The sequence below is a fragment of the Streptomyces coerulescens genome (assembly GCF_042657965.1).
Lineage (GTDB): Bacteria > Actinomycetota > Actinomycetes > Streptomycetales > Streptomycetaceae > Streptomyces > Streptomyces coerulescens.
In genome coordinates this window covers 1,172,207-1,194,578 of sequence record NZ_JBHSKM010000002.1, presented here as the reverse complement: position 1 = coordinate 1,194,578, position 22,372 = coordinate 1,172,207, and the positions used below count along the sequence as shown (strand labels likewise).

Below are 22,372 nucleotides of genomic sequence, written 5' to 3'. Positions count from 1 at the left end.
GCCGTGCCACACTCCTTGACATGCGACGCCTGTTCCCTGTGACCGATGAAACAGCAGCGAGGGCCTCCGGCGGTTCGGCCGGGGGAGACGGCGGTGAGACGGCCGGGGGCGGGTCTGCGGCCCGTGGGATCGGCGGGTCCGGCGGGGCGCCCGGGGGCGGGCTGGGCGGGATGGCCGGGGGCGGTGCTCTTGCGGGTGCGGGTGCGGGTGCGGGTGCGGATGCCGGGCCGGGTGTCGGCGCCCGTGCGGGTGCCGGGGCCGGTGGTGATCTGGCCGACCGGGAGTGGAGCCTCGCCGAGCTCGCCGTCGCCTACGCCTATCCGGAGCCCGGTCCCGGTGATCCGCAGCCCTGGCTGCGGGCCAACATGGTGTCGACGCTGGACGGGGCGGCTCAGCACGACGGCCGTTCGCAGCCCATCTCCACCGCGGCCGACATGCGGATCTTCGGCACCCTGCGGGCGCTGGCGGACGTCGTGATCGTCGGTGCCGAAACGGTACGGCAGGAGGGGTACCGCCCGGCACGCGCGCGTGCGGAGTTCGCCGAGGCGCGGGAGGCGGCCGGGCAGGGGCCCGCGCCCGCCATCGCGGTGATCACCGCGAGCCTCGACCTGGACTTCGCCCTTCCGCTGTTCACCTCGCCCACGGTGCCCACCCTGATCCTGACGGGCGCCGCCGCGGCCCCCGACCGGATGGCGGCGGCGGAGAAGGCGGGTGCCCGGGTGGTGATCGCGGGTGACGGCGTCGGCGTGGACCCCGTCCGTGTCGTCCAGGCCCTCGGTGAACTCGGGTACACCCGGCTGCTGACCGAGGGCGGGCCGCGGCTGCTGGGCCAGCTGGTGGCCTCCGGGGTGCTCGACGAGCTCTGTCTGACGATCTCCCCGATGCTCACCGCGGGCGACGCCCAGCGCATCGCCGGCGGGCCCTCGGTGGCGGTCCCGAAACGGTTCGAGCTGGTGTCCCTGCTGGAGGAGGGGGGCTTTCTGTTCGGCCGGTACCGGCGGGCGTGAGCCGGGCTCGGACATGAGTGCCCATGGTGCCGTGCTCCTGAAAACGGCGGAATCCACCGTTCCGTTTAGCTTCCGCCGGGCACACTAAAACTCGCAGTCCCCGTGCGAGCGCGGGGCAGGATGGTTTCCGCAGAAGGGGCGCCCCGGTGTTCACAAGCGTTTTGATGATCGAGAAGGCCCTGACGTCCGCCGACGTGGAGTTCGTCACCACCTTGCACGGTGACGAGGAGGTCGCCTTTCATGTGCTGCTCCAGCCGCGCGGCGAGCAGGCCGACAGGTTGTTGCGCGCCATCGACGACATCGCGCTCGGCGAGCTGGACGAGGCGGTACGGGAGGGCAAGACCCCGGAGGGGGAGGAGGCGCTGAGCACGGGGGAGCGGGCGCTGGAGGTGTCGCTCACGGCGCTGCGTACCGCCGGGGCGGAGGCGGACGGGCGGCTGCTGGAGGCCCATCCGCTGGACGCGCTGCGGAACGTGGTGGACGAGGTCCGCGCGGACGAGGTGATCGTGCTGACCGATCCCCACTACGTGGAGGAGTTCTTCCACCGGGACTGGGCGTCTCGGGCGCGGCACAAGGTGGGGGTGCCGGTGCTGAAGCTGTTCTCGCACAGCGAGGCGTAGAGCTGCCGCTGGGCTGGGCAGTGGGCGCCGTGGGGGTCGGGCGGGTGTGTCGGGTGCGGCTTCGTGGGGGCGGGTCGCGCAGTTCCCCGCGCCCCTGGGGGGTGCAGCGGCCGCCAGCTAATAGGCTGAGGGCTCATCGTCTTACTGCATCCTGGGGAGAACACGCATGGCACCCGGCATTCCCACCGCCATGGACCGACCGCACTTCATCGGCATCGGCGGGGCCGGGATGTCGGGGATCGCGAAGATTCTCGCGCAGCGCGGGGCCGAGGTGGCCGGCAGTGACGCCAGGGAGTCGGCCACCGCGGAGGCGCTGCGGGCGCTCGGCGTGACCGTGCACATCGGGCATGCCGCGGAGCACCTCGCCGACGACGCCAGCTGTGTCGTGGTGTCGTCGGCGATCCGGCAGGACAACCCGGAGCTGGCCCGCGCCGCCGAACTGGGCATCCCGGTGGTGCACCGCTCCGACGCGCTCGCCGCGCTGATGGACGGGCTGCGCCCGATCGCCGTCGCCGGCACGCACGGCAAGACGACCACGACCTCGATGCTGGCGGTCTCCCTGACCGAGCTGGGCCTGAGGCCGTCGTACGCCATCGGCGGCGACCTGGACGCCCCCGGCTCGAACGCCCTGCACGGCGACGGCGACATCTTCGTGGCCGAGGCGGACGAATCGGACCGTAGCTTCCACAAGTACGCGCCCGAGGTCGCGATCGTCCTGAACGTGGAACTCGACCACCACGCGAACTACGCGTCGATGGACGAGATCTACGAGTCCTTCGTGACGTTCGCCGACCGCATCACCGAGGGCGGCACTCTGGTGATCTCGGCGGACCAGGACGGGGCGCGCGAGCTGTCCCGCCGTGTCTCCGGGACCGTGCGGACGGTGACGTACGGCGAGGCCGAGGACGCCGACGTACGTGTGCTGTCGATCGTGGCCCAGGGCCTGAAGAGCCAGGTCACCGTCCTCCTGGACGGCCAGGACCTCACCTTCGAGGTCTCGGTCCCCGGCCGCCACTACGCCCTCAACGCGGTCGCCGCCCTCGCGGCCGGCGCGGCGCTCGGCATTCCGGCCGCCGAGCTGGCTCCGGCGATCGCGGCCTACACCGGTGTGAAGCGGCGCCTCCAGCTGAAGGGCGAGGCCGCCGGCGTCCAGGTCATCGACTCCTATGCCCACCACCCGACCGAGATGACCGCCGACCTGGAGGCGATGCGGGCCGCCGCCGGCGACGCCCGGATCCTGGTCGTCTACCAGCCCCACCTGTTCTCCCGCACCCAGGAGCTGGGCAAGGAGATGGGCGACGCCCTCGCCCTGGCCGACGCCTCGCTGGTCCTGGACATCTACCCGGCCCGCGAGGACCCGATCCCCGGCATCACCAGCGAGCTGATCATCGAGGCGGCCCGGGCGGCGGGCGCCGAGGTGACGGCCGTACCGGACAAGGGCGAGGTGCCCTCGCTGGTCGCGGGAATGGCGAAGCCCGGTGATCTCGTTCTCACCATGGGCGCGGGCGATGTCACCGACCTCGGCCCGCTCATCCTGGACCGCCTGTCGAAGTGAGGGGCACACACTCATGTCGTACGACGTCGAAAAGCCGGACGAGCAGTGGCGCGCGGAGCTGACCCCGGCCGAGTACGCCGTCCTGCGCGAGGCCGGCACGGAGCCCGCCTTCACCGGTGAGTACACCAATACCAAGGCGAAGGGCGTCTACTCCTGTCGCGCCTGCGGCGCCGAGCTCTTCACCTCCACCACCAAGTTCGAGTCGCACTGCGGCTGGCCGTCCTTCTACGACCCGAAGGACACCGACGCGGTCGAGCTCATCGAGGACCGCTCGCACGGGATGGTCCGCACGGAGGTGCGGTGCGCCCGCTGCGGGTCCCACCTCGGCCATGTCTTCGAGGGCGAGGGGTACGGGACCCCGACCGACCAGCGCTACTGCATCAACAGCATCTCGCTGCGGATGACACCGGACGAGGCCTGACCGAGGGCACGCGGCACCGCCGGTCCGCTGGCACCGGAGATGCGGGTGTTCCTAGACTCGTAATCCGGAGGCGGGCCGGAGGGCCGGCCCGGCGTCGTGACCCGTGCGGGAAGGCGGTGGCGGCCTGTGCCGTACGTCGCTGTGAGTGCGATCAGCCATCCCGGACTGCTGCGTGAGCGGAACGAGGACAGTCTCGTCGTCGGGCCGTGGACGCTGTGCGGCACGGTGACCGAGAATCCGCAGACCCTGGTCTTCCCCCTCGGTACCCCTCTCGTCGTGGCCGTCGCCGACGGCCTCGGCGGGCATCCCGGCGGGGAGGTGGCCAGTTCCCTGGTCGCCCGGCAGCTCGCGGTCCTGGGGCCGGCCCTGACCAGCGAGGTCGCCGTCCGTGACGCGGTGAACGCCTGCAACCGTGCCGTGTACCAGGCGGCCGGCGGTGACCAGGAGACCGAGCTCACCGCCATGGGGACGACGGTCGCCGGAGTCGTCGTGCAGCCGGACTCGGTGCTGGTGTTCAACGTGGGCGACAGCCAGGTCTTCGCGGCCGGCGGCGACGGGCTGCGCCAGGTGAGCGTCGACGACAACCCGCCGCACCCGCCCGGCCGTACCGTCTCCCTGGTCACCCAGTGCCTGGGCGGCTCGCCCACCTATCGCGCCGTCCAGCCCCACGTCACGTCCGAGAAACCGGCACCCGACGAGCGGTACCTGATCTGCTCGGACGGCCTCACGGACCCGGTGCCCACGGACGTCCTCGACGAGATCCTCGGCGAGCACGACGACGGCCGGGCGGCCTTCGAGCTGTGGAAGGCCGCCATCGAGGCCGGCGGGCCCGACAACATCACGGTGGCCGTGGTGCGGATCGGACAGGAGTGATCGGGATGTGCTCGGGCGGCCCGCCGCCGCTTGAGGAGCAGCGGCGCGCTCCTCGCCGCCCGGCGGTCAGAGGATCTTGCGCTGGACCATGATCGAGAGCACCAGCGCGCCGGGCAGCAGCGGCACCCACACCGTCAGGACGCGGTACCCGATGACCGTCGCCGCGGCCAGGCCCATCGGGGCGCCGAAGGTGACCATCGTGAACACCAGGGCGGCGTCCACGGGGCCGATGCCGCCGGGTGCCGGTACGGCGCCGACGGCCGTGCTGGCCAGGAGGAGGGCCAGGGTCACCTGCGTCCAGGACAGCGGCAGGCCCAGCGCGAAGCCGACCGAGGCGATCACGCTCGCCTGGAGCAGCGGGGTGGCCGCCGCGCCGCCCCAGAGCGCCAGGACGCGGCCGGGGCGGGTGTGCAGGACGCGCGCGTCGGTCAGGGCGGTGCGAACGAAGCCGAGGAGGGGGCGGCGCAGCGCCCGTACGGTCGCCATGAGTACGGCCGCGGTGCCGAAGGCCGTCACCACGCCCGCGGCCACCAGGAGCAACGTCCGCCGGTCGGGGATGAGTTCGCGCAGGTGCAGCAGCTCGGGGAAGGCTATGAGGAAGCCCAGTAGCACGGCCGTCTTCGCCACCGGCTTGGCCAGCGAGTACAGGGCGAGTGACGCGGTGCCCCGGGCCAGCGGTACGCCCTGGCTCTGGAGGAAGCGCAGGGTGACGGCGTGGGCGCCGATGGACGCCGGCAGGACGTGGTTGGCGGCGCCGGCCGCGAACTGCGACGCCAGCAGCAGGCCCGGCGGCAGCCGGTCCGGTATCGCCCCTTGGCGGACCACCGCGGCGACCACCCAGCCCATGCAGGTGAAGAACAGCCCGGCCAGCAGCCACCAGGGGTCGGCGGAGGCGAGCCGGGCGGCGCCGTCCCGGACGGTGTGCCAGTCGGCCGCCGCCCACGCCCCGATCAGCAGCAGCGGGAGCAGCGTCAGGGCGTGACGGACGAGGCGTGCGGGGGCGAAGGGGGAGCGTGCGGGGTCGAGGGAGGAGCGGGCGGGAGCGGTGGGGACGGCCGAGACGGGGGACGCGGCGGCGACCGCGGGGACGGGGCGGGCGGGGCAGGCGGGCAGCGGTCCGGGGAGATCGCTGAGCGGGAGCGAGGAGGACACGGCGCGGTCGTCCTTCCGCGTCGCACCCGCGCGGAGGCGAGCGGACGGCTAGAGGGCGAGGGCAGGAGGGGACGACGGCAACGTGCCCGCTCGGCGTGACGCGCCGGTGTCCGGCAGCCGACGGGGCGTCGGCGGGTGAGCGACACGACCGGGGACGACCACGCGCCGTGTGCACCGAGGGGCGGGTGATGCCGGCGGGGTGAGGAGGCGGCCCGCACCCCCGCGTACCTGGTCCGGCCTGCGCAGGAGACGGGGGTCGGTGCGCGCGTCCGGGAAGCGGACTCGTACCGATTGTCCGCATGCCGAGCGGCTGAATCAGCCATCCACCGGAAGGTTGACTTTCGGCTGGCCGATCCAGAGCATTGCCGGGGTGAGCCCCTTCGAGCACACATCCCTCGGGTCGTCCGGACTGCCGGTCGACCTGGACGAAGCCGCCCATCGCTGCATCGTCGCCGGATTCGACGGTGCCACGACCGTCCCGGACGCGCTCAAGGAGCTCGTCGACCGCGGCCTCGGCGGCGTCATCCTCTTCACCCGCAACATACGCGACGCCGAGCAGGTGCGCCGCCTCACGGACGAGCTGCGCGCGATACGCCCCGACCTCCTCGTCGCCATCGACAACGAGGGCGGCGGCATCGGCCACCTCGGCGCGACCGGCGCCCCGGAGGTCCCCGGCTCCTACGCCCTCGGCGTCGTCGACGACCCCAACCTCACCGCCCACTGTGCCGACGCGCTCGCCGCACACCTGGCCGGGCTCGGCATCACCGCCTCCTACGCCCCCGTCGCCGACCTCCAGCACCGGCCGGACAACCCGATCGTGCGCACCCGCTCCTTCGGCGCCGACCCCGAGACGGCCGCCCGCCACCTGCGCGCCTGGATCACCGCGACCGAGGCCCGCGGCGTGGCGTCCTGCGCCAAGCACTTCCCCGGCCACGGCGGTACCGTCACCGACAGTCACCATGGCCTCGCGGTCGACCCGCGGCCGTACGACGCGCTCCAGGCCGATCTCGAACCGTTCCGTGCGGCCGTCGCCGCGGGCGTGCCGATGCTCATGAGCGCCCATGTCGTCTTCCCGGCCCTGGACCCCAACCGCCCCGCCACGCTCAGCCGGCGCATCCTGGGCGATCTGCTCCGCCGCGATCTGGGCTTCGAGGGCGTCCTGGTCAGCGACTCGCTGGAGATGAAGGCCATCGCCGACGAGTACGGCAGCGCGGCCGGCGCCCGTATCGCGCTGGCCGCCGGCGCGGACCAAGTGGTCATCGCCGTCGGGGACTTGGACGTCACCCTGGACTGCCGGGACGCCGTGCTCGGCGCGCTGCGGACCGGAGTGCTGGCGCCCGAACGGGTCGGGGAGGCGGCCGGGCGGGTGCGCCGGCTCGCCGAGCGGTACGCGACGCCGCCCGCCACGACACCAGGACCCGCCTCGATGGCCGGACCCGCCCCGGTGGCCGGGGTCGCCTCGGTGGCCGGTCCCGCCTCGGTGGCCGGGGTCGGCCTCGAAGCCGCGCGCCGGGCCGTACGCAGCCGGGGTGTGCCGCCCGCCGTGCGCGGGGCCCATGTCGTCGACCTGTTCCCGCCGCCGCACTCCGCGCTCAACTGGGGCGGCGAGGACCTGCTCAACGAGATGCGCGCCGTCGACCCCACGGCCACGGGGACGGCGGTGACGGGTGAGTGCGCGGACCCGGACGCCCTGGTCGAGGGGATCGTGCGCCGCTGCGGTGCCGCCCCGCTGGTCGTGGCCACGTGCGACGCCGGGCTGCATCCCTGGCAAGTGCGCCTGCGCGAGGCCCTGTTGGACCGGCGGCCGGACGCGGTCCGGGTGGACACGGGACTGCCGGAGGGCGGCGCGCTGCAGTCGTACGGGCGGGGGCGGGTGAATCTGCGGGCGGTGGCCGAGGTGCTGGCGGGCGTCTGACGGGTGGTGCCGGTCGGCCGTACGGCCGTGCCGCCGACACGCGTGCGTGCGGGGTGGATGGGATCCTTCTCGGGCCGGGCCCGCCGCGGTCGGGGCTCGGCTCGCGTTCGTCGTGAGTGACTCAACCGGCATGGTCGTCAATGAACAGTGATCCGAACCAAAGCTCGCCCGTTCGGGCGCCGGCCTACGTCGTCGGACTGGACGCCGGCGGCACCCGTACGCGTGCCGTCCTGGCGCCCGCGGGCGGCGGCGATCCGGAGGGAGAGGGCGTCTCCGGGCCCGGCAACGCCCTGACCGTCCCCGGGCCGCAGCTCACCGAGCACCTCGCCGAGGCCCTCGCGCGAGCCGTGCCGCAGGAGCTGCGCGGCCATGTGGTGGCCGTGGCGGGCGGGTTCGCGGGCGCCTCGCGCACCGCGCCGGACGAGCCCGGGCGGATCAGGGCGCACGCCGCGCTCAGTCTGGCGCTGAGCCGGCTGGGCATCGCTGCCGGCTCGGTCGAGATCCACAGCGACATCGAGGCGGCGTTCGCCTCGGCGCCCGGCCACCCCGCCGACGGGCTCGCGCTGGTGGCCGGCACCGGCGCGGTCGCCGCGCGCATCGACGGGCGCGCCTGCACCGAGACCGCCGGCGGTGACGGCTGGCTGCTCGGCGACGACGGCGGCGGCTTCTGGATCGGGCGCGAGACGGTACGGGCGGCACTGCGCATGGCGGACGGCCGGGGCGGGCCCACGGCGCTGGGCGCGTCGGTCGGGCGGGCGTTGGCCGTGCCGCAGGACGTCCTGCCGCCGGCTGCTCCGGGCCCGTACGACGCCGCGTCCTGGACCCGTGCCCGGCGCGAGGCCTACCGCATGCATCTGCTCCCCGCGGTCATGGACCGCCCGCCGGTGGCCCTGGCCGAGCTCGCACCGCTCGCCGCCGAGGCCGCCCGGCAGGAGGATGCCGTCGCCGAGGGGATCCTCGCCACGGCCGCCGACCACCTCACCGACACCGTCCGCGCCCTCGCCCCGCGTCCCGGCGAACGGGTCGTCGCGACCGGCGGCCTCCTCGGCGCCGACGGCCCACTCACCGCGCCCCTCACCGGCCGGCTCCGCCCCCTGGGGCTCACGCTCGACTGGGTGTCGGACGGCTGCCGGGGCGCGGTGGCACTCGCCCGGCTCTGTGCCGAAGGGTTCGAGGCCACGTCGCCCGGAGGCGGGTAGGTGCCGCCCGCACCCCCCGAACACGCCACGGCGTGCACGGCACTTGAGCCCGAGGGGCGACGGCGCCACCTCGTCGCGGAGCCCGGTCACCGACTCCCGCGGATGCCGCTCAGCGCGAGCGCCGGGACTTCACCGTGTGCTGCTGAACGATGTGGTCCGTCAGCGCCAGCGAGGCGCTCGCGCGCTGGTAGGAGAGCTGGGCGACCCGGACGTAGAGACAGTCGATCAGCACCAGGACCGAGTGCCGGCCGCCGATGCCGGTGAGGAAGCCGGTCTCCGAGGCGGTCGAGATGAGCCGGATGTCCGCGGCCCTGGCGAGCGCCGAGCGTGGGTCGGAGGTGATCGCCACGGTCGTGGCGCCGCGCTCCTTGGCCAGCTCCAGCGGCTCGACCGTCTCCCGGGTGGCTCCGGAGTGCGAGATGCCGAGGGCCACGTCCGCCGGGGTGAGCAGGGCGGCGGAGGTGGCGGCCGCGTGCACCTCGGTCCAGCCGCGCACCGCAACGCCGATCCGGAACAACCGGGTCTCGGTCTCCTGTGCCACGGCCCCGCTGCCGCCGACGCCGTACACATCGATCCTGCGGGCCCGCGCCGCGGCCTGCGCGGCCCGTTCGAGCGCGTCGAGATCGATGCGGTCGACGGTCTGCTGCACCGCACGCAGGTCCGAACCGCCCACCACCTGCACGACCCGCTCCAGGGAGTCGTCGGGGGAGATCTCCGGCCCGATCTCGGAGCTGCCCCAGTCGGAGACCTGGCCGCGGCCGCGCTCCTGGGCCAGCTCGATCAGCAGATGCTGATAGGAGTCGAGGCCGACCGCACGGCAGAAACGGGTCACCGTCGCCTGGGAGGTGCCGGTGCGGCGGCCCAGCTCGGCGGCCGAACAGTGGCTGACGGCGGCGGGATCCGCCAGGATCAGCTCGCCGACCTTCCGCTGGGAGCCGGCCAGCCTGGGCAACTCGGTGCGGATCAGTGCGGTGACGTCCGTGGGGGGCATGAAGGGAAGGTATCAGCCACCGTATGTCCCACCACTTGAATACCAGGACCGATCGACGGATGCGGCGGTGGCCGGGCAGGCGGCTCATTGCCTGCACCATGCGGCGTGTGATTCAGTGATTCACCGGTGAAGTCGCATCGGGTGGTTTCATCCAGCGGTGTCATCCGACAGTGGGGAGTGAGTGACCCGTGGCCGACGAGTCCGTGAGCGCCCGGCGCTTCGCACGCGAAAGCATGGCCGTCCTCGACTGCCTGACGAAGTCCGCCCACGACGACGTGGTCCGCGCCGCGGAACTCATCGCCGACTGCGTCCGCGCGGACGGCGTGATCCAGGCCTTCGGCACCGGCCACTCCCAGGCCACCGTCCTCGAGATCGCCGGCCGGGCCGGCGGACTGGTGCCGACGAACCGGCTGAGCATCGCCGACCTCGTCCTGTACGGCGGTGAGCCGCCGAGCGCCCTGGACGACCCGCTGCTGGAACGCCGGGCCGGGGTCGCCGCCCGGATCTACGAACTGGCCGCGCCCCGCCCGCAGGACCTCTTCGTCGTGATCTCCAACTCCGGCGTCAACAACGTCGTCGTGGAGATGGCCCTGCACGCCAAGGAGCACGGCCACCACCTCCTCGCCATCACCTCCCTCGCCCACACCCGCGCGGTCCCCGCGGGGCACCCGAGCGGCAGGAAGCTCGCCGATCTCGCGGACGTCGTCCTCGACAACGCCGCCCCGCGCGGTGACGCGCTCCTGGAGCTGCCCGGCGGCGGCGCGGTGTGCGCGCTGTCCACCCTGACCGGTGTCCTGCTCGTCCAGATGGCCGTGGCCGAGGCGTCCGCGCTGCTCCTCGCCGCCGGGGAGCGCCCGCCCGTGTACGTCTCCGCCAATGTGCCCGGTGGTTTCGAGGGCAATCTGGAGCTGGAGAAGCGGTACGCCGGACGGATCCGGCGCACCGCGAGCTGATCGCTCCAGGGGCGTCGGCGCGGGCGTGACGCCCCGCGGTGAATGGATACACCGAGGTGGGCCGGAGGCGCTGAATATTTCATTCACCGGCGCCTCGACCTACGCGCCAGGGCCAACAGGCGCACACTGGAAAGGTGCTGTCGGTGCTCAAGGGGGTGTCGGCATGGCTGTGTCCGGGTGCACGAAGGTGCGGCTGTGGCGGTGGCGGCGCAATCCGCTGCGGCGGCGAAGCGACGTCATCGAGGCCTGGGTCGTCCTGTGCGGATGGCTGCTCGCGCTGGTCGGCGCCGTCATCGGGGGCCTGGCGGCGGCGGACGCGGTCGTGCGCTCGGCGGAGCAGCAGCGGGCCCAGAGTCACAAAGTGACGGCCGTCCTCGTCAGGGACGCGGAGGATCCGGGGCCGGCGCGGGTGACCACCGACCATCTGGTGTGGGGCACCGTCCGCTGGACCGACCCGGACGGCGCCACGCGCACGGACGAGGCGCGGGTGCCGCCCCATATGAAGGCGGGCGGCAAGGTCGAGGTGTGGACTGACCGCACCGGCATCCTCCCCAAGGAGCCCCTGACGGAGACCGAGATGCTGCTGCACGCGGTCGCCGGAGGCATTCTGGCCGGAGCCGGCGCCGCGGGCCTGGTACTGGGGTCCGCCTGGGTCGTCCGGCTGGCGATCGAGCGGCGGCGCCTGGACCAGTGGGCCGCCGAGTGGGAGCAACTGGACACGCCGTGGGGATGGAAGACCGGCTGAGCAGACGCGACCAGATGCGAACGGACGCAACCAGGCGCGACCAGATCGCGATGAGATGCGGACAGGGCCCCGGAGCGACTCCGGGGCCCTGTCCAGCGCGTGGCCCTGCTCAACCGACTGTCACCCGACCGTCACTTGACGTCCGCGCTCGGCAACGCCGACGGGGACGCGGTGTTCAGATCCTCCAGGCCCTTGGGGATGGCGAGCGTGAGGACCGGCGCGCCCGGCTGGGGCGCGGGCGGTGTCATCTGGTCCTTGGGGAGCTTCGGCGGAGTCGTCTGCTGGAAGTTGTTCGCGTCGAAGTTCACCATGCCCGTCTTCTCCAGGACCGTCATGTGGTCGAGCACGGTGTCGTTCGCCAGGTCTGCCAGCTGACGGACCAGGGAGTTCTGCGTGGTGCCACGGATCTTCGCGATCGCCGGGAAGATCTGTCCGTGTGTCACCCGCATGATCGCGACACCCGTGGCGTCGAACTCCTTGCCCGTCTTGGAGTCCACCGTGGCGACGAACTGCTGCTGCTGCGGACTGGCCTGGTTGGGCAGCGTGATGTTCAGCTGGGACGCGAGTTTGCGGCAGGCCAGGTCGAGCCGGGCATGTCCGACGACCAGGTGCTCGCCTGCCTCCTTCATCTCCGGAGTGGTCCCGCGCTGCATCGCCATCAGACCGAGCGGGTGCTCCCACAACCCGGCGGCGCGGACCTTGACCACGAAGTCCCGGTCCGCCTCGGTCAGCGGCCCGAACTGTGTGTTGGCGATGATGCGGTCCTGGTTGGCGGAGGTGGTCTCCACGCCCAGCATGGCCGGGTAGGCGAGCGCGGACAGGGTGAGAACGAGCGCACCTCCCACGAAGACGGTTCCTACCATGCGGCGCGAGATGGGCATCGTGCCTCCTGACGTGAGCGGCTTGGTCTACAAGAGGTACGGATGGAACGCGCGAAACAATCACCGCCGCGGGAAAAAACTTGCGGCCCGCTGTGCGCCGTCCGTCACACTCGGCGCCCCGCGAACCGTGCGGAGGGCCACTGCCGTTCGGCCGTCACGGCCCCCGGCGGCCCAGGGCGACCAGAGCGCTCACCTGGCGCGCGTACGCGGTGGGATGGGTGACGTGCGGGACGTGTCCGGCGCCTTCGAAGGTGTACGTCGTCGCCCGCGGGAGCGCGCCGGAGAGCCGGCCGACGATGGCGGCGAACCACGGTGGGCTCTCGCTGCCCTTCGTCAGCAGCGCGGGTCCCGGGTATCCGGCGAGGCCGCCGAGGTCGAGATCGGCCCATCCCGGGTCGCCCTGCTCGTCCGCGAACGTGGGAGCGTTGACGCGGAACGTCTCCCGGACCCGGTCCGGCATCCGCTCCCACTCCCCGGGACCGAACGCGACCTCCTCCACGAACTGCCGCGCTCCGGCGAGTGGTTCACCCGCGCGCACCCGGTCGACCACGGATGTCATGCGCCGCCCGATCTCGGCGAGCAACGGCCCCGACGCGGGGTCGTCGGCCACGATGTCCATGAGCGGCGGCTCGTGCGCGAGGACACCCCGGAAGAGTTCGGGACGCCGGCCGGCCAGCCCCAACGCGGTCGACGCACCGAAGGAGTTGCCCGCGACGAACGCGGGTGCGAGGCCGAGGGTCTCCATCAGTGCCGCCAGGTCGTCCTCGTCCTCACGGCGTGAACCCTGCCCCGGCGGGCACTCGCTCCGGCTGTGTCCGCGACGGTCGTAGACCAGCACCCGGTGGTTCCGGGTGAGGTCCTTCAGCACCGGCACCCAGTTGTAGTGGTCGCCCCAGGACCCATGGACCAGTACCAGCGGATCGCCGTCGCCGGCCACCTCGTAGTAGAGCTCGACGCCGTTCACCGCGACATGTGGCATGTCCGTGCGCTCCCCGTTCCGTCCGGTCGATCACCGCAGGTGGCGGTCGAAGAAGTTCATGGTGACGTCCATCGAGTCCGCCCACCGCGGCCCGAAGGTGTGCCCCTCGCCCCGGTACGTCCGCAGCTCGACGTCCTTGCCGGCCCCTTCGAACGCGGCGACCGTCGCCCTCGTCCAGGCCAGAGGGCAGGTGTCGTCGGCGGTGCCGTGATGGATCTGCAGGGGCTCGGTGACCCGGTCGACGTACGTCACCGGCGAGACCTGCCGCCAGAACTCGGGGTTCTCCTCGGGGGTGCCGTGCGCGGCCTCGATCTCCGCCACCAGCGGGTCGCCCTCGGGCCGCTGGAACCGGTCGATGTTCTCCTCCGGGTGCGAGCTCACCGGCGCGTACACCACGGCGGCGTCGACCAGCCCCGGCGCCACGACCAGCGCGTTGTACACGACCCCGCCGCCCATCGACCGCCCGAGCAGCCCGATCCGCCGGTCGTCGACGTTCGGCCGCGAGGCGGAGCGCAGGGCATGCACGGCGTTGATGACGTCCTCGGTGTAGCCGAGCCGCAGGTTGACGTCGTTGTCGGGGTCGTCGTCGGAGCCGGCGTGATTGCGGTAGTCGGTGTGCAGGACGACGTAGCCGTTGCGGGCGAGGACGTCCTGCTCCCGGGGCATGCCGCGGCCGGTGGTGTAGACGTCCGGGTCGATGTATCCGTGCGCCAGCACCAGCGCCGGGAACGGCCCTTCGCCCCGGGGGACGTTCATGATCCCCGAGATCGTCAGGCCGTTCGACCGGTAGGTGACGGCGTACTGCGTGTAGGCGTCGGTACGCACCCGCACCGCACTCAGCCGCAGATCCGAGCCGCGGTGCTCGCGCTGCATCAGCGCGGGGAGGGAGACGGGGTCGGCGGGGCTGGGGGAGACCGAGGCGGTCGCGGCGGGTGCCTCGCTTCCGCCGCGCGCCGACGCCGACGCGGTACGTGCGGCCGCGGCGCCCTCGCCGTCACTCCCCGTGCAGCCGACAGCGACCACCAGCGCCAGCCCGGCGGTGAGACCGGCAAGGCCCCGTAGCGACCGCATGGAGTCGAGTATGGCGCGGATCGATGGCGCCGGCTCAGCGGAAGCCGAAGCAGGACCGGGAGCAGGACGGGGAGCAGGACCGAGAGCAGGACCGGGAGGACCGGGACCGGGATGGGAAGCGGGACCGGAAGCCGCGCCGGGCTCCCGGTCGACCCGCACTCAGGCCGCCGTCTCCTTGGCGACCGCGGGTCCGTACGGTCCCTCGGCGGCCTTCAATCGCTGCATCGTGGACAGTCGGACGGCGAAGTACATGGCGGCAGCGGCGGCGACGACATGGAGGACGTCGGCAGCCATGTACTGCCCGACTCCGTCCCTGATCTCCGCCAAGGTCTCGGCGTTCCGGTACTTCGTGCCGGCGAAACGGTTGACCAGGATGCTGAGGACGAACAGGCCCCACCACAGGTTCACCGGCCAGAGCCGTGCCCGGAACCGCTCGCCCTCGGCCGGCAACGGAGTGGCGGCTCCCCACATGTCGACGGCGATGCGGTACGGCATCCAGAGGTTCGCCAGCGGAATGAGCCAGGCGCCGATGGCCCAGCCGGGACCGTTGCGGAACCGGTCCGGTGCCATGAGACCCGTGGCGCGGCGCATCCGGAAGAACCAGACGATGAACGCGATCGCGGCGGGCAGATACACGATGACCTGGTATCTCGCGGCCGTGTCGTACAGCGAGGCGGCGGCGTCCAGATCCTGTTGCCCAGCCGTGAGGAAGCCGCCGTCTCCGTCGATCACGGCCCGGAGCCGGAAACCGGCGACCAGGCTGAACACATCGCAGAGGGCGACCAGAGCGAGCCCCGCCACGGCTGCGACCAGCGGGCCTACGGACGATTCGGGTCTGCCCGACGGCAGCTGCGGACGTGGACGCAGGTCATTGGATGCGGACATGGCGATGAGCCCCCCACGGGCGAGAAGAGAGAGATACGGCCGCGGAACAGCACACGGCCGAGGCACGATATGCCGATCTCACCCATCCCGTCCATGACAATTTCGCAGGTGGGGCGCCCGCACGCCCCGCCCGCCCGCGATCAGTCGAGAAAGTCGGCGACGAGGAGCGCGAACTCGTCCGGGGTGGCGAGACGGATGCCGAGGTCCTCGGCCTTGGCGCGCTTGGATCCGGCGGCTTCACCGGCGACCACGAGACTGGTCTTCTTGGACACGCTGGAGGAGGAGCGGCCGCCGGCCCGTTCGATCAGCTCGTTCACCTGGTTGCGGCTGAGCTTCTCCAGGGGGCCGGTCATGGCGCCGGTGACCACCACGGTCATCCCGGCGAGGGGGCCGCCGGCCGGGGCGTCCGTCGCGGCGGGATCCACGTCGGCGCCGGAGGCGTCCACGGGCGCGAACGTGGCGCCCGGTTCGGTCATGTTGACTCCGGCGGCGGCGAGTTTGTCGATCAGCCCCGCGAGTTCGGCGAGTTCGGCGACGATGGACGGCGCCTTCTCGGCCCCGATGCCCTCGACCTGCTGCAACTGCTCGGCGTCGGCGGCACGGATGTGGTCCATGGTGGCGAAGTACCGCGCGATACGGCGGGACATGGAGCGGCCCGTGCCCCGTACCCCGAGGGCGCACAGCACCCGCGACAGCGGGCGGGTCCTGGCCGTGGCGAGGGCGGCCAGCAGGTTGTCGGTGCTGGTTTCCCCCATCCGTTCCAGTCCGAGGAGCTGATCGCGGGTCAGCGTGAACAGGTCCGCGAGATCGGCGACCAGACCGGCCTCGACGAGCTGTACGACGCGGGTGGCGCCCAGGCCCTCGATGTCGAGCTGGTCGCGGCCCGCGGCATAGGAGAGGGAGGCGACCAGATGGCAGTTGCGTCCCTGCTCGCACCGCCAGCGTTCCTGGCTGGTGTCGATGGCGGAACCGCAGCGCGGGCACGCCTCGGGGAACACGATCGGCTTCTCGTCGCCGGTACGCAGGTGCGCCACCGGCGCCTCGATGCGCGGGATGACGTCACCGGCGCGGTGCACCATCACCTGGTCGCCGAGCCGCAGATCGCGCCGGGTGATGTCGGACGGGTTGTGCAGCGTGGCGTAGGTGATGGTGGAGCCGTCGATCTCGACCGGCTCCAGGACACCGCGCGGGGCGATGATGCCGGTGCGGCCCACATTCCACTCGACCTCCAGCAGCCGGGTGATCTTCTCCACGGCCGGCAGCTTGTAGGCGATCGCCCAGCGCGGGGCCCGCGAGCCGGATCCGGCGGCCCGCTGGTCGTCGGCGAGATCGGCCTTGATGACGATCCCGTCGATCCCGAACGGCAGCTCGGCGCGCAGCGCGGCGATCTCCTGCACCCGGGTCAGGACCTCGTCCGTGGTGGCGGCGGTGACGCCCGGCACCTTGGTGGTGGCGGTGGTGTGCACGCCCAGCCGCCCGGCCAGGTCCATGAGCTCGCTGTGCGCGAGGCCGTCCAGCCGCGCGGCAAGAGTCTCGTCGGTGTCGGGCAGTGGAAGCAGGCCGTATCCGAAGAACGTCATCGGGACCGTGTAGGCGCGCTCCTTGGCCCGCAGGGTGCCCGCGGCGGCGTTGCGGGGGTTGGCGAACGGCTGCCCGCCGTGCGCCGTGCGCACCTCGTTGGCGTGCTCGAACTGCGCGCTCGTCATCAGGACTTCACCGCGCACCTCCACGGTGACCGGCTCGGCGAGGGTCTCCGGCAGGCCCTCTATGGTGCTCATCGCGTGCGAGACGTCCTCCCCGGCCGTCCCGTCGCCGCGGGTGATCAGCCGCGTCAGCCGCCCCCGTGTGTAGCGGGCCGCGATCGCGAGACCGTCCAGCTTCGCCTCCACGCTGTATCTCTGCGCCTCGTGCCCGATCCGACGCGCCAGCGAGGCCGTCCACGCCGTGAACTGCTCGGCCGAGAACACGTTGTCCAGGCTCAGCATGGCGACGGTGTGCGGCACATCCCCCTCGACGGCGCCACCGGCGACCTTCCCGGTCGGCGAGTCGGGCTGCACCTGATCGGGATGATCGGCCTCCCACGCCGCGATCCCCCGTATCAGCCGGTCGTAGGTGTCGTCGTCCAGCGGGGACGTGCCGTCCGTGTAGTAGGCGGCCGCGGCCTGTACGACGTCCTCGACGGCCCGCGCGTATCCGGCGGCGTCCACGATCTGCGCAACTGGTGTAGTCATGCCCGTCATCCTGCCTGCCACCACTGACAACGCCCTCCGCCCCGGCCCCGGCGGCCACCGCCGCTCGCGGAGCCCGCGCGAGCAATTGTGATGCGCGTCACGGAAGGACTAGGGTGAGAGCGCTTGGCGAAGCCCCCGGGCCGAGCAGTGGTGTGCGGCCGGGCGGCTTCGGGTGAGGAAGTGGTCCCGTTGTCCGTCGCCTGGGACGACATCGGCGGTCTGGTCGATGCCCACGAACGATTCCTCGCCGGCTCCCTGGTCGAGTCGGACGTGCGGGACTCGGTGCTCGACTCCTGGAAGCGCTGCCGCTCCGTCGGCCTGGAGCCGCACCGGCTGCTGGTCCGCTACACCGAGGACGTCGCGCTGGACGACCGTTTCCGGCAGGCCGCCGACCCGGTGCTGACTGACCTGACCAGCTCTTTCGCCGATGTGAGCATGACGATCGCGCTGTGTGACGGACAGGGTCGCATGGTCGAGCGGCTCGGCGGCGACCGGCAGCTGCGCGACCGTCTCGACGCGGTGCGGTTCGCCCCCGGGTTCGAATTCACCGAGGCGGTCGTCGGCACCAACGGCGTCGGCACCGCCCTCGCCGAGCGCGGCCCCGTCTACGTCGCCGGCCGGGAGCACTTCGCCGACTGCCTCCAGCCCTTCGCCTGTGCGGGCGCCCCCGTCCGGGACCCGCTCAGCGGACGTATCGAGGCGATCCTGGACATCACGTGTCTGCGTGATCAGGGCGACCCGGCCATGATGCGGATGGTCCGCGAGGCCGCCCGGAGCATCGAGGCCCGGCTGCTGGAGCAGGCCGGCCTGCGCGAACGCGCGCTCCTCGCCGCCTACCGGCGGGCCGACGGCGATGCGCCGGCCTGGCCCGAGCAGCCCGACGGGCTGCGGCCGGACCTGGACGGCGGGGCGCTCGGCCGGGTCGACATGGCGGTGCTGCGTGCCAAGGCCGAGGAGCTCATCGCCTCCCCGCACCGCACCCTCGACGAGGTCACCCTCCCCAGCGGCCGCACCGCGACGCTGCTGCGCCGCCAGGTCACGGGCGCGGCGGGGGAGGCCGGCGTCGCCGTAGAGGCCCGCGTCCTCGGCGGCCCGCGCCTGACCCACGTCGACATGGCCGCGCGGGAGGCGGGGACCGCGGCGGCGCCGGGGCCGATCGGAGCAGAGGTACGGAAGCCGGCCGGACCAGCGGTACGGAGGCCGCCCGGACCGCCTACGCAGGCTCCCGTCGGACCAGCGGTACGGAGGCCGCCCGGACCGCCCACGCAGGCTCCCGTCGGACCGGCCACGCAGGCTCCCGTCGGACCGCCCACGCAGGGCCCCGTCGGACCGGCGGCACCGGGCCCGGCGGCCGGGGCTGACCCGCAGCGCACGGCCCCGCCGCCCGCGCCCGCGGGCACCCCTTCCGCACCGGCCCCACATACCCTCACAGCCCCACACGCCCCATCCACCCCCACGCCGGACGGCGAACCCGCAAGCGCCGACGGCTGGTTGCTCCTCGTCGGGGAGCCCGGAGTCGGCCGGCTGGCCGTCCTCGCCCGGCGGCGGCTGGAGCTGCTGCACGACGCGAGCGTGCGGATCGGCACCACCCTGGATGTCACCCGCACCGCCGAGGAACTCGCCGAGGTGAGCGTCCCCCGGTTCGCCGACTTCGTCGCCGTCGACCTGCCCGACTCGGTGCTGCGCGGCGAGGAACCGGAAGCGCTCGGCGGCTGTTCCACGCTGCGCCGGGTGGCCATCCGCGCCGTACGCAAGCAGCCGCACAATCTGTACGACGTGGGGGACACCGTCGAATACGTCCCGTCCACGCCGCAGGCCCGTTCCCTGGAGACCAGACAGTCCGTCATGGAACCGGTCCTGACGGAGGCGGACGGGTGGATCGCGCAGGACCCGGAGCGGCTGACACCGGTGCTGGAAGCCGGCATCCACTCCCTGATCACCGTGCCGCTGCGGGCCCGCGGCACGACCCTCGGCGTGGTCAGCTTCTACCGTTCCCTGCAACCCGACTCCTACGAGGACGACGACCTGTCCCTCGCCCAGGAGCTGGTCGGCCGCGCGGCGATCTGCATCGACAACGCCCGCCGCTACACCCGCGAGCACAACACCGCCCTCGCCCTGCAACGCAGCCTGCTGCCGAGGGGCCGTCCCGAGCAGAGCGCCGTCGAGGTCGCCTACCGCTATCTGCCGGCGCAGGCCGGCGTCGGCGGCGACTGGTTCGACGTCATCCCGCTGTCCGGCGCCCGCGTCGCGCTCGTCGTCGGCGACGTGGTCGGGCACGGCCTGCACGCCGCCGCCACGATGGGCCGGCTGCGCACGGCCGTGCACAACTTCTGCTCGCTCGACCTGTCGCCCGACGACCTCCTCACGCACCTCGACGACCTGGTCGGCCGGCTCGACCGGGGAGAGGGCTGGGCGGCGGAGAACAGTCCCGACTCCGGCATCGTCGGAGCCACCTGTCTGTACGCCGTCTACGATCCGGTGTCCCGGCGCTGCACCCTCACCCGCGCCGGGCACCCCTTGCCCGCGGTCGTCGCGCCCGACGGCGGCGTCGAGTTCGTAGACCTGCCCGCCTGCCCGCCCCTCGGCCTGGGCGGCATGCCCTTCGAGACGGTCGAGACGGAACTGGCCGAGGGCAGCAAGCTGGTGCTGTACACCGACGGTCTGGTCGAGGACCGGCACCGTGACATCGACGCCGGTCTCGACAAGCTCCGCGCCGTGCTGGCCGGTGCGGACCGCTCGCCCGAGGAGACCTGCGAGGCCGTCCTCGACGCCCTGCTGCCGGCCCGCCCCGGCGACGACGTGGCGCTGCTCGTCGCCCGTACGCACACGCTGGGCGCCGACCGGGTGGCCCAGTGGGACCTGCCCAGCGACCCGGCGGTCGTCTCCCGCTCCCGCGCGGCGGTCACCGCCCAGCTCGCCGAATGGGGCCTGGAAGACCTGACCTTCACCACCGAACTCATCGCCAGCGAACTGGTCACCAACGCCATCCGCCACGCCACCGGCCCGGTCCAGCTGCGTCTGCTCCGCGACCGCGCCCTGATCTGCGAGGTCTCCGACGGCAGCGGCACCTCGCCCCGGCTGCGGCGCGCCCAGAGCACCGACGAGGGCGGCCGTGGCCTGTTCCTGGTCGCCCAGCTCACCGAGCGCTGGGGCACGCGCTACACGCCCGACGGCAAGGTCATCTGGACGGAGCAGCCGTTGCCCCTGACTCCGGTGGCTGCCGCCCCCGGACCCCCGCTTCGGCCCTGAAAGGGCCTCGTCCTCAAACGCCGGACGGGCTGGATGACGCCGACCTGCATCGATCACTTCGCCGCCGGTAGCCCCGGCCCCGCGCAGCGCACGTCGGCCGCCGGAACCACCCCGTCGACGAGATGGGCCGCCACCGCACTGTCCACGCACGCATTCCCCCGGCTGGCGAACACGCCGTGCGAGTAGTCGTTCTCCAGGGTGATCAGTCGCGAGCCCGGCAGCAGTTCCCGCAGCTCACGTGCGCCCTGGATCGGCGTGACCGGATCGTGCGCGGAGGCCACCAGCAGGACCGGCGGGGCGGCCGGACCGCCGAGGGCCGTACGGCGGTCGGGGCGGTGATGCCAGTACGCGCAGGTCGTCGCCTCCAGGCCGGTCAGCACCGGCTGCGGGTCGAGACGCCGTATGCGCCCAGGGTCCGTCACGATCTCGTGCGGGGTGGGCCCCGGACCGTCCGCGCACTTCACGATGCGGTTGGCGGCCTCGTAGTTGCGGGACTGCGGGCCGTCGAAGGCGGCGGCCGGGCGCAGGCCGTCCACGGCGGTGTCCGTCAGGTAAGCGCGCAGTCCGTCGGCCAGTGAGGTCCAGCGCTCGGTGCGGCCGAGGGCACGGTAGACGGCCCGGTCGAACTCCGCCGGGCCGAAGCCGTTCACCGGGCGGGCGGTGAGCCCTTGGCGTACGCGCAGATACGAACGCCGTACCGCGGCCCTGTCGCCGCCCAGGCCGAAGCGGTCCGCATGTGCGGCGGTCCAGTCGAAGAACGTGTCGCGGGCGGCCAGCAGCGCCCGGCTCTGGATCACATCGAAGTCGTACCAGTCCCAGGGCCCGACCACGCTGTCCAGCACCATCCGGCCCACCCGGTGCGGGAAGCGCGCCGCGTAGGCCGCGCCCAGGTAACTGCCGTACGAGACACCGAGGAAGCCCGTGCGCGGCTCGCCCAGGGCGGCGCGGATCGCGTCCATGTCGTAGGCGGTCTGCTCGGTCGACAGGTACGGCAGCGCGTCCGTGCCCGCGCCAGCCGCGCAGTCGGCGGCCATGCGGTGCTGTGAGGCGAGGTAGGCCCGCTCGGCCCGCGGGCCGGCCGGCACCGGGTCGGCGCCGGGAGCGGTGAACAGGCCGCCCATCGCGCCGCAGTCGACGGGCGCGCTGCCGCCGACGCCGCGCGGGTCGAATCCGATGACGTCGTACGAACGCCGCACGCTCGCGGGGAGTTTGGCGCGCTTGGTGACCGCGTAGGGCAGGCCCAAGCCGCCCGGGCCGCCCGGGTTCACCAGCAGGATGCCGCGCCGCTCGGCGGGGGTGCCGGAGGCGGGGACGCGGGATACGGCGATCTCGATGCGGCGGCCCGAGGGGTGCCGGTGGTCGAGCGGGACGGTGAGGTGCCCGCACTCCACCCGGTCCGGAGCGGGCGGCTTCGGCACGGAGTCGGGGCAGGCGCCGAAGACGAGCGGGGTCGCCGCGCGGGCGGGGGCGGCCGTGGGCAGCAGGGCGGCCGCGGCCACGAGGGCGCACAGCACGGCGGTGGGGCGGGGGAGGGCGGACACGTTCGCTCCGAGTCTCGGGGGCGGGTAAGAACGGACTAGCAAATGAAAATGATTATCGATAACGTTTGCGCGTCAAGTCCGGCCCCCTCCCGCCGAGGGGTGCT

The 22,372-nt window shown here is 73.0% G+C and carries 18 protein-coding genes; 10 read left to right on the top strand and 8 right to left on the bottom strand.

Annotated elements, in window-relative coordinates; genetic code table 11:
* Positions 1-20 precede the first annotated feature (20 nt).
* From ACFPQ9_RS06750 to ACFPQ9_RS06730, 5 genes are all read left to right on the top strand, one after another.
* Positions 21-1,007, top strand: a complete 987-nt coding sequence (locus ACFPQ9_RS06750) for a pyrimidine reductase family protein (RefSeq protein ID WP_380848036.1) — start codon at positions 21-23, stop codon at positions 1,005-1,007.
* A 146-nt stretch (positions 1,008-1,153) separates the two neighbouring features.
* Positions 1,154-1,627: an indole-3-glycerol phosphate synthase gene (locus ACFPQ9_RS06745; protein ID WP_380848033.1), complete on the top strand. Its 474-nt coding sequence runs from the start codon at positions 1,154-1,156 to the stop codon at positions 1,625-1,627.
* A gap of 166 nt (positions 1,628-1,793) precedes the next feature.
* Positions 1,794-3,182, top strand: a complete 1,389-nt coding sequence (gene murC, locus ACFPQ9_RS06740) for a UDP-N-acetylmuramate--L-alanine ligase (protein ID WP_380848030.1) — start codon at positions 1,794-1,796, stop codon at positions 3,180-3,182.
* Between the two features lie 13 nt (positions 3,183-3,195).
* Positions 3,196-3,603 (top strand): peptide-methionine (R)-S-oxide reductase MsrB, encoded by a 408-nt coding sequence (gene msrB, locus ACFPQ9_RS06735; protein WP_380848027.1) that lies wholly within the window; start codon positions 3,196-3,198, stop codon positions 3,601-3,603.
* 126 nt (positions 3,604-3,729) lie between these two features.
* A complete protein-coding gene (locus ACFPQ9_RS06730; protein ID WP_380848024.1) occupies positions 3,730-4,476 on the top strand; it encodes a PP2C family protein-serine/threonine phosphatase in 747 nt (248 codons plus the stop codon).
* 66 nt (positions 4,477-4,542) lie between these two features.
* Here the strand turns inward: ACFPQ9_RS06730 and ACFPQ9_RS06725 are convergent, their stop codons facing one another.
* On the bottom strand, positions 4,543-5,628 hold the full coding sequence (locus ACFPQ9_RS06725; protein ID WP_380848021.1) for a lysylphosphatidylglycerol synthase transmembrane domain-containing protein: 1,086 nt from the start codon (positions 5,626-5,628) through the stop codon (positions 4,543-4,545).
* Between the two features lie 370 nt (positions 5,629-5,998).
* On the opposite strand from ACFPQ9_RS06725, the gene ACFPQ9_RS06720 reads away from it, so the two are divergent.
* A complete protein-coding gene (locus ACFPQ9_RS06720) occupies positions 5,999-7,543 on the top strand; it encodes a glycoside hydrolase family 3 N-terminal domain-containing protein (protein WP_380848018.1) in 1,545 nt (514 codons plus the stop codon).
* Positions 7,544-7,683: 140 nt separating this feature from the next.
* Entirely contained in the window at positions 7,684-8,742 is a 1,059-nt protein-coding gene (locus ACFPQ9_RS06715; protein ID WP_380848015.1) for a BadF/BadG/BcrA/BcrD ATPase family protein, read from the top strand.
* Positions 8,743-8,851: 109 nt separating this feature from the next.
* Here ACFPQ9_RS06715 and ACFPQ9_RS06710 read toward each other — a convergent pair whose 3' ends face one another.
* Positions 8,852-9,733: a MurR/RpiR family transcriptional regulator gene (locus ACFPQ9_RS06710; RefSeq protein ID WP_380848012.1), complete on the bottom strand. Its 882-nt coding sequence runs from the start codon at positions 9,731-9,733 to the stop codon at positions 8,852-8,854.
* A 188-nt stretch (positions 9,734-9,921) separates the two neighbouring features.
* Here ACFPQ9_RS06710 and ACFPQ9_RS06705 point away from each other — a divergent pair, with 188 nt between their 5' ends.
* Both ACFPQ9_RS06705 and ACFPQ9_RS06700 read left to right on the top strand, forming a co-directional pair.
* Positions 9,922-10,686: a sugar isomerase domain-containing protein gene (locus ACFPQ9_RS06705; protein ID WP_380848010.1), complete on the top strand. Its 765-nt coding sequence runs from the start codon at positions 9,922-9,924 to the stop codon at positions 10,684-10,686.
* A gap of 163 nt (positions 10,687-10,849) precedes the next feature.
* A complete protein-coding gene (locus ACFPQ9_RS06700) occupies positions 10,850-11,431 on the top strand; it encodes an Rv1733c family protein (protein WP_380848007.1) in 582 nt (193 codons plus the stop codon).
* Between the two features lie 131 nt (positions 11,432-11,562).
* On the opposite strand, the gene ACFPQ9_RS06695 is transcribed toward ACFPQ9_RS06700, so the two are convergent.
* From ACFPQ9_RS06695 to ligA, 5 genes are all read right to left on the bottom strand, one after another.
* Positions 11,563-12,312 carry a DUF4142 domain-containing protein gene (locus ACFPQ9_RS06695; RefSeq protein ID WP_380848004.1) on the bottom strand — a complete coding sequence of 250 codons (750 nt, stop codon included), beginning with the start codon at positions 12,310-12,312 and terminating at the stop codon, positions 11,563-11,565.
* A 154-nt stretch (positions 12,313-12,466) separates the two neighbouring features.
* Positions 12,467-13,291 (bottom strand): alpha/beta fold hydrolase, encoded by an 825-nt coding sequence (locus tag ACFPQ9_RS06690; RefSeq protein ID WP_380848001.1) that lies wholly within the window; start codon positions 13,289-13,291, stop codon positions 12,467-12,469.
* A gap of 30 nt (positions 13,292-13,321) precedes the next feature.
* Positions 13,322-14,362, bottom strand: a complete 1,041-nt coding sequence (locus ACFPQ9_RS06685) for an alpha/beta hydrolase family protein (protein ID WP_380847998.1) — start codon at positions 14,360-14,362, stop codon at positions 13,322-13,324.
* A gap of 159 nt (positions 14,363-14,521) precedes the next feature.
* A complete protein-coding gene (locus ACFPQ9_RS06680; protein WP_380847995.1) occupies positions 14,522-15,247 on the bottom strand; it encodes a DUF4328 domain-containing protein in 726 nt (241 codons plus the stop codon).
* Between the two features lie 140 nt (positions 15,248-15,387).
* Positions 15,388-17,478, bottom strand: coding sequence for an NAD-dependent DNA ligase LigA (gene ligA, locus ACFPQ9_RS06675; RefSeq protein WP_380847992.1), 2,091 nt, complete (start codon positions 17,476-17,478; stop codon positions 15,388-15,390).
* Between the two features lie 123 nt (positions 17,479-17,601).
* On the opposite strand from ligA, the gene ACFPQ9_RS06670 reads away from it, so the two are divergent.
* The gene (locus ACFPQ9_RS06670; protein ID WP_380847989.1) at positions 17,602-20,727 is read left to right on the top strand and encodes a SpoIIE family protein phosphatase; all 3,126 of its coding nucleotides are present in this window, start codon (positions 17,602-17,604) and stop codon (positions 20,725-20,727) included.
* 53 nt (positions 20,728-20,780) lie between these two features.
* Here the strand turns inward: ACFPQ9_RS06670 and ACFPQ9_RS06665 are convergent, their stop codons facing one another.
* Positions 20,781-22,268: an alpha/beta hydrolase gene (locus ACFPQ9_RS06665; protein ID WP_380847986.1), complete on the bottom strand. Its 1,488-nt coding sequence runs from the start codon at positions 22,266-22,268 to the stop codon at positions 20,781-20,783.
* Between the last annotated feature and the right edge of the window lie 104 nt (positions 22,269-22,372).

Bases quoted from the DNA above. Each gene is read 5' to 3' on its own strand.
- ACFPQ9_RS06710 (WP_380848012.1), bottom strand. From the start codon at position 9,733: ATGCCCCCCACGGACGTCACCGCACTGATCCGCACCGAGTTGCCCAGG.
- ACFPQ9_RS06695 (WP_380848004.1), bottom strand. From the start codon at position 12,312: ATGCCCATCTCGCGCCGCATGGTAGGAACCGTCTTCGTGGGAGGTGCG.
- ACFPQ9_RS06700 (WP_380848007.1), top strand. From the start codon at position 10,850: ATGGCTGTGTCCGGGTGCACGAAGGTGCGGCTGTGGCGGTGGCGGCGC.
- ACFPQ9_RS06680 (WP_380847995.1), bottom strand. From the start codon at position 15,247: ATGTCCGCATCCAATGACCTGCGTCCACGTCCGCAGCTGCCGTCGGGC.
- murC (WP_380848030.1), top strand. From the start codon at position 1,794: ATGGCACCCGGCATTCCCACCGCCATGGACCGACCGCACTTCATCGGC.
- ACFPQ9_RS06685 (WP_380847998.1), bottom strand. From the start codon at position 14,362: ATGCGGTCGCTACGGGGCCTTGCCGGTCTCACCGCCGGGCTGGCGCTG.
- ACFPQ9_RS06690 (WP_380848001.1), bottom strand. From the start codon at position 13,291: ATGCCACATGTCGCGGTGAACGGCGTCGAGCTCTACTACGAGGTGGCC.
- msrB (WP_380848027.1), top strand. From the start codon at position 3,196: ATGTCGTACGACGTCGAAAAGCCGGACGAGCAGTGGCGCGCGGAGCTG.
- ACFPQ9_RS06715 (WP_380848015.1), top strand. From the start codon at position 7,684: ATGAACAGTGATCCGAACCAAAGCTCGCCCGTTCGGGCGCCGGCCTAC.
- ligA (WP_380847992.1), bottom strand. From the start codon at position 17,478: ATGACTACACCAGTTGCGCAGATCGTGGACGCCGCCGGATACGCGCGG.
- ACFPQ9_RS06750 (WP_380848036.1), top strand. From the start codon at position 21: ATGCGACGCCTGTTCCCTGTGACCGATGAAACAGCAGCGAGGGCCTCC.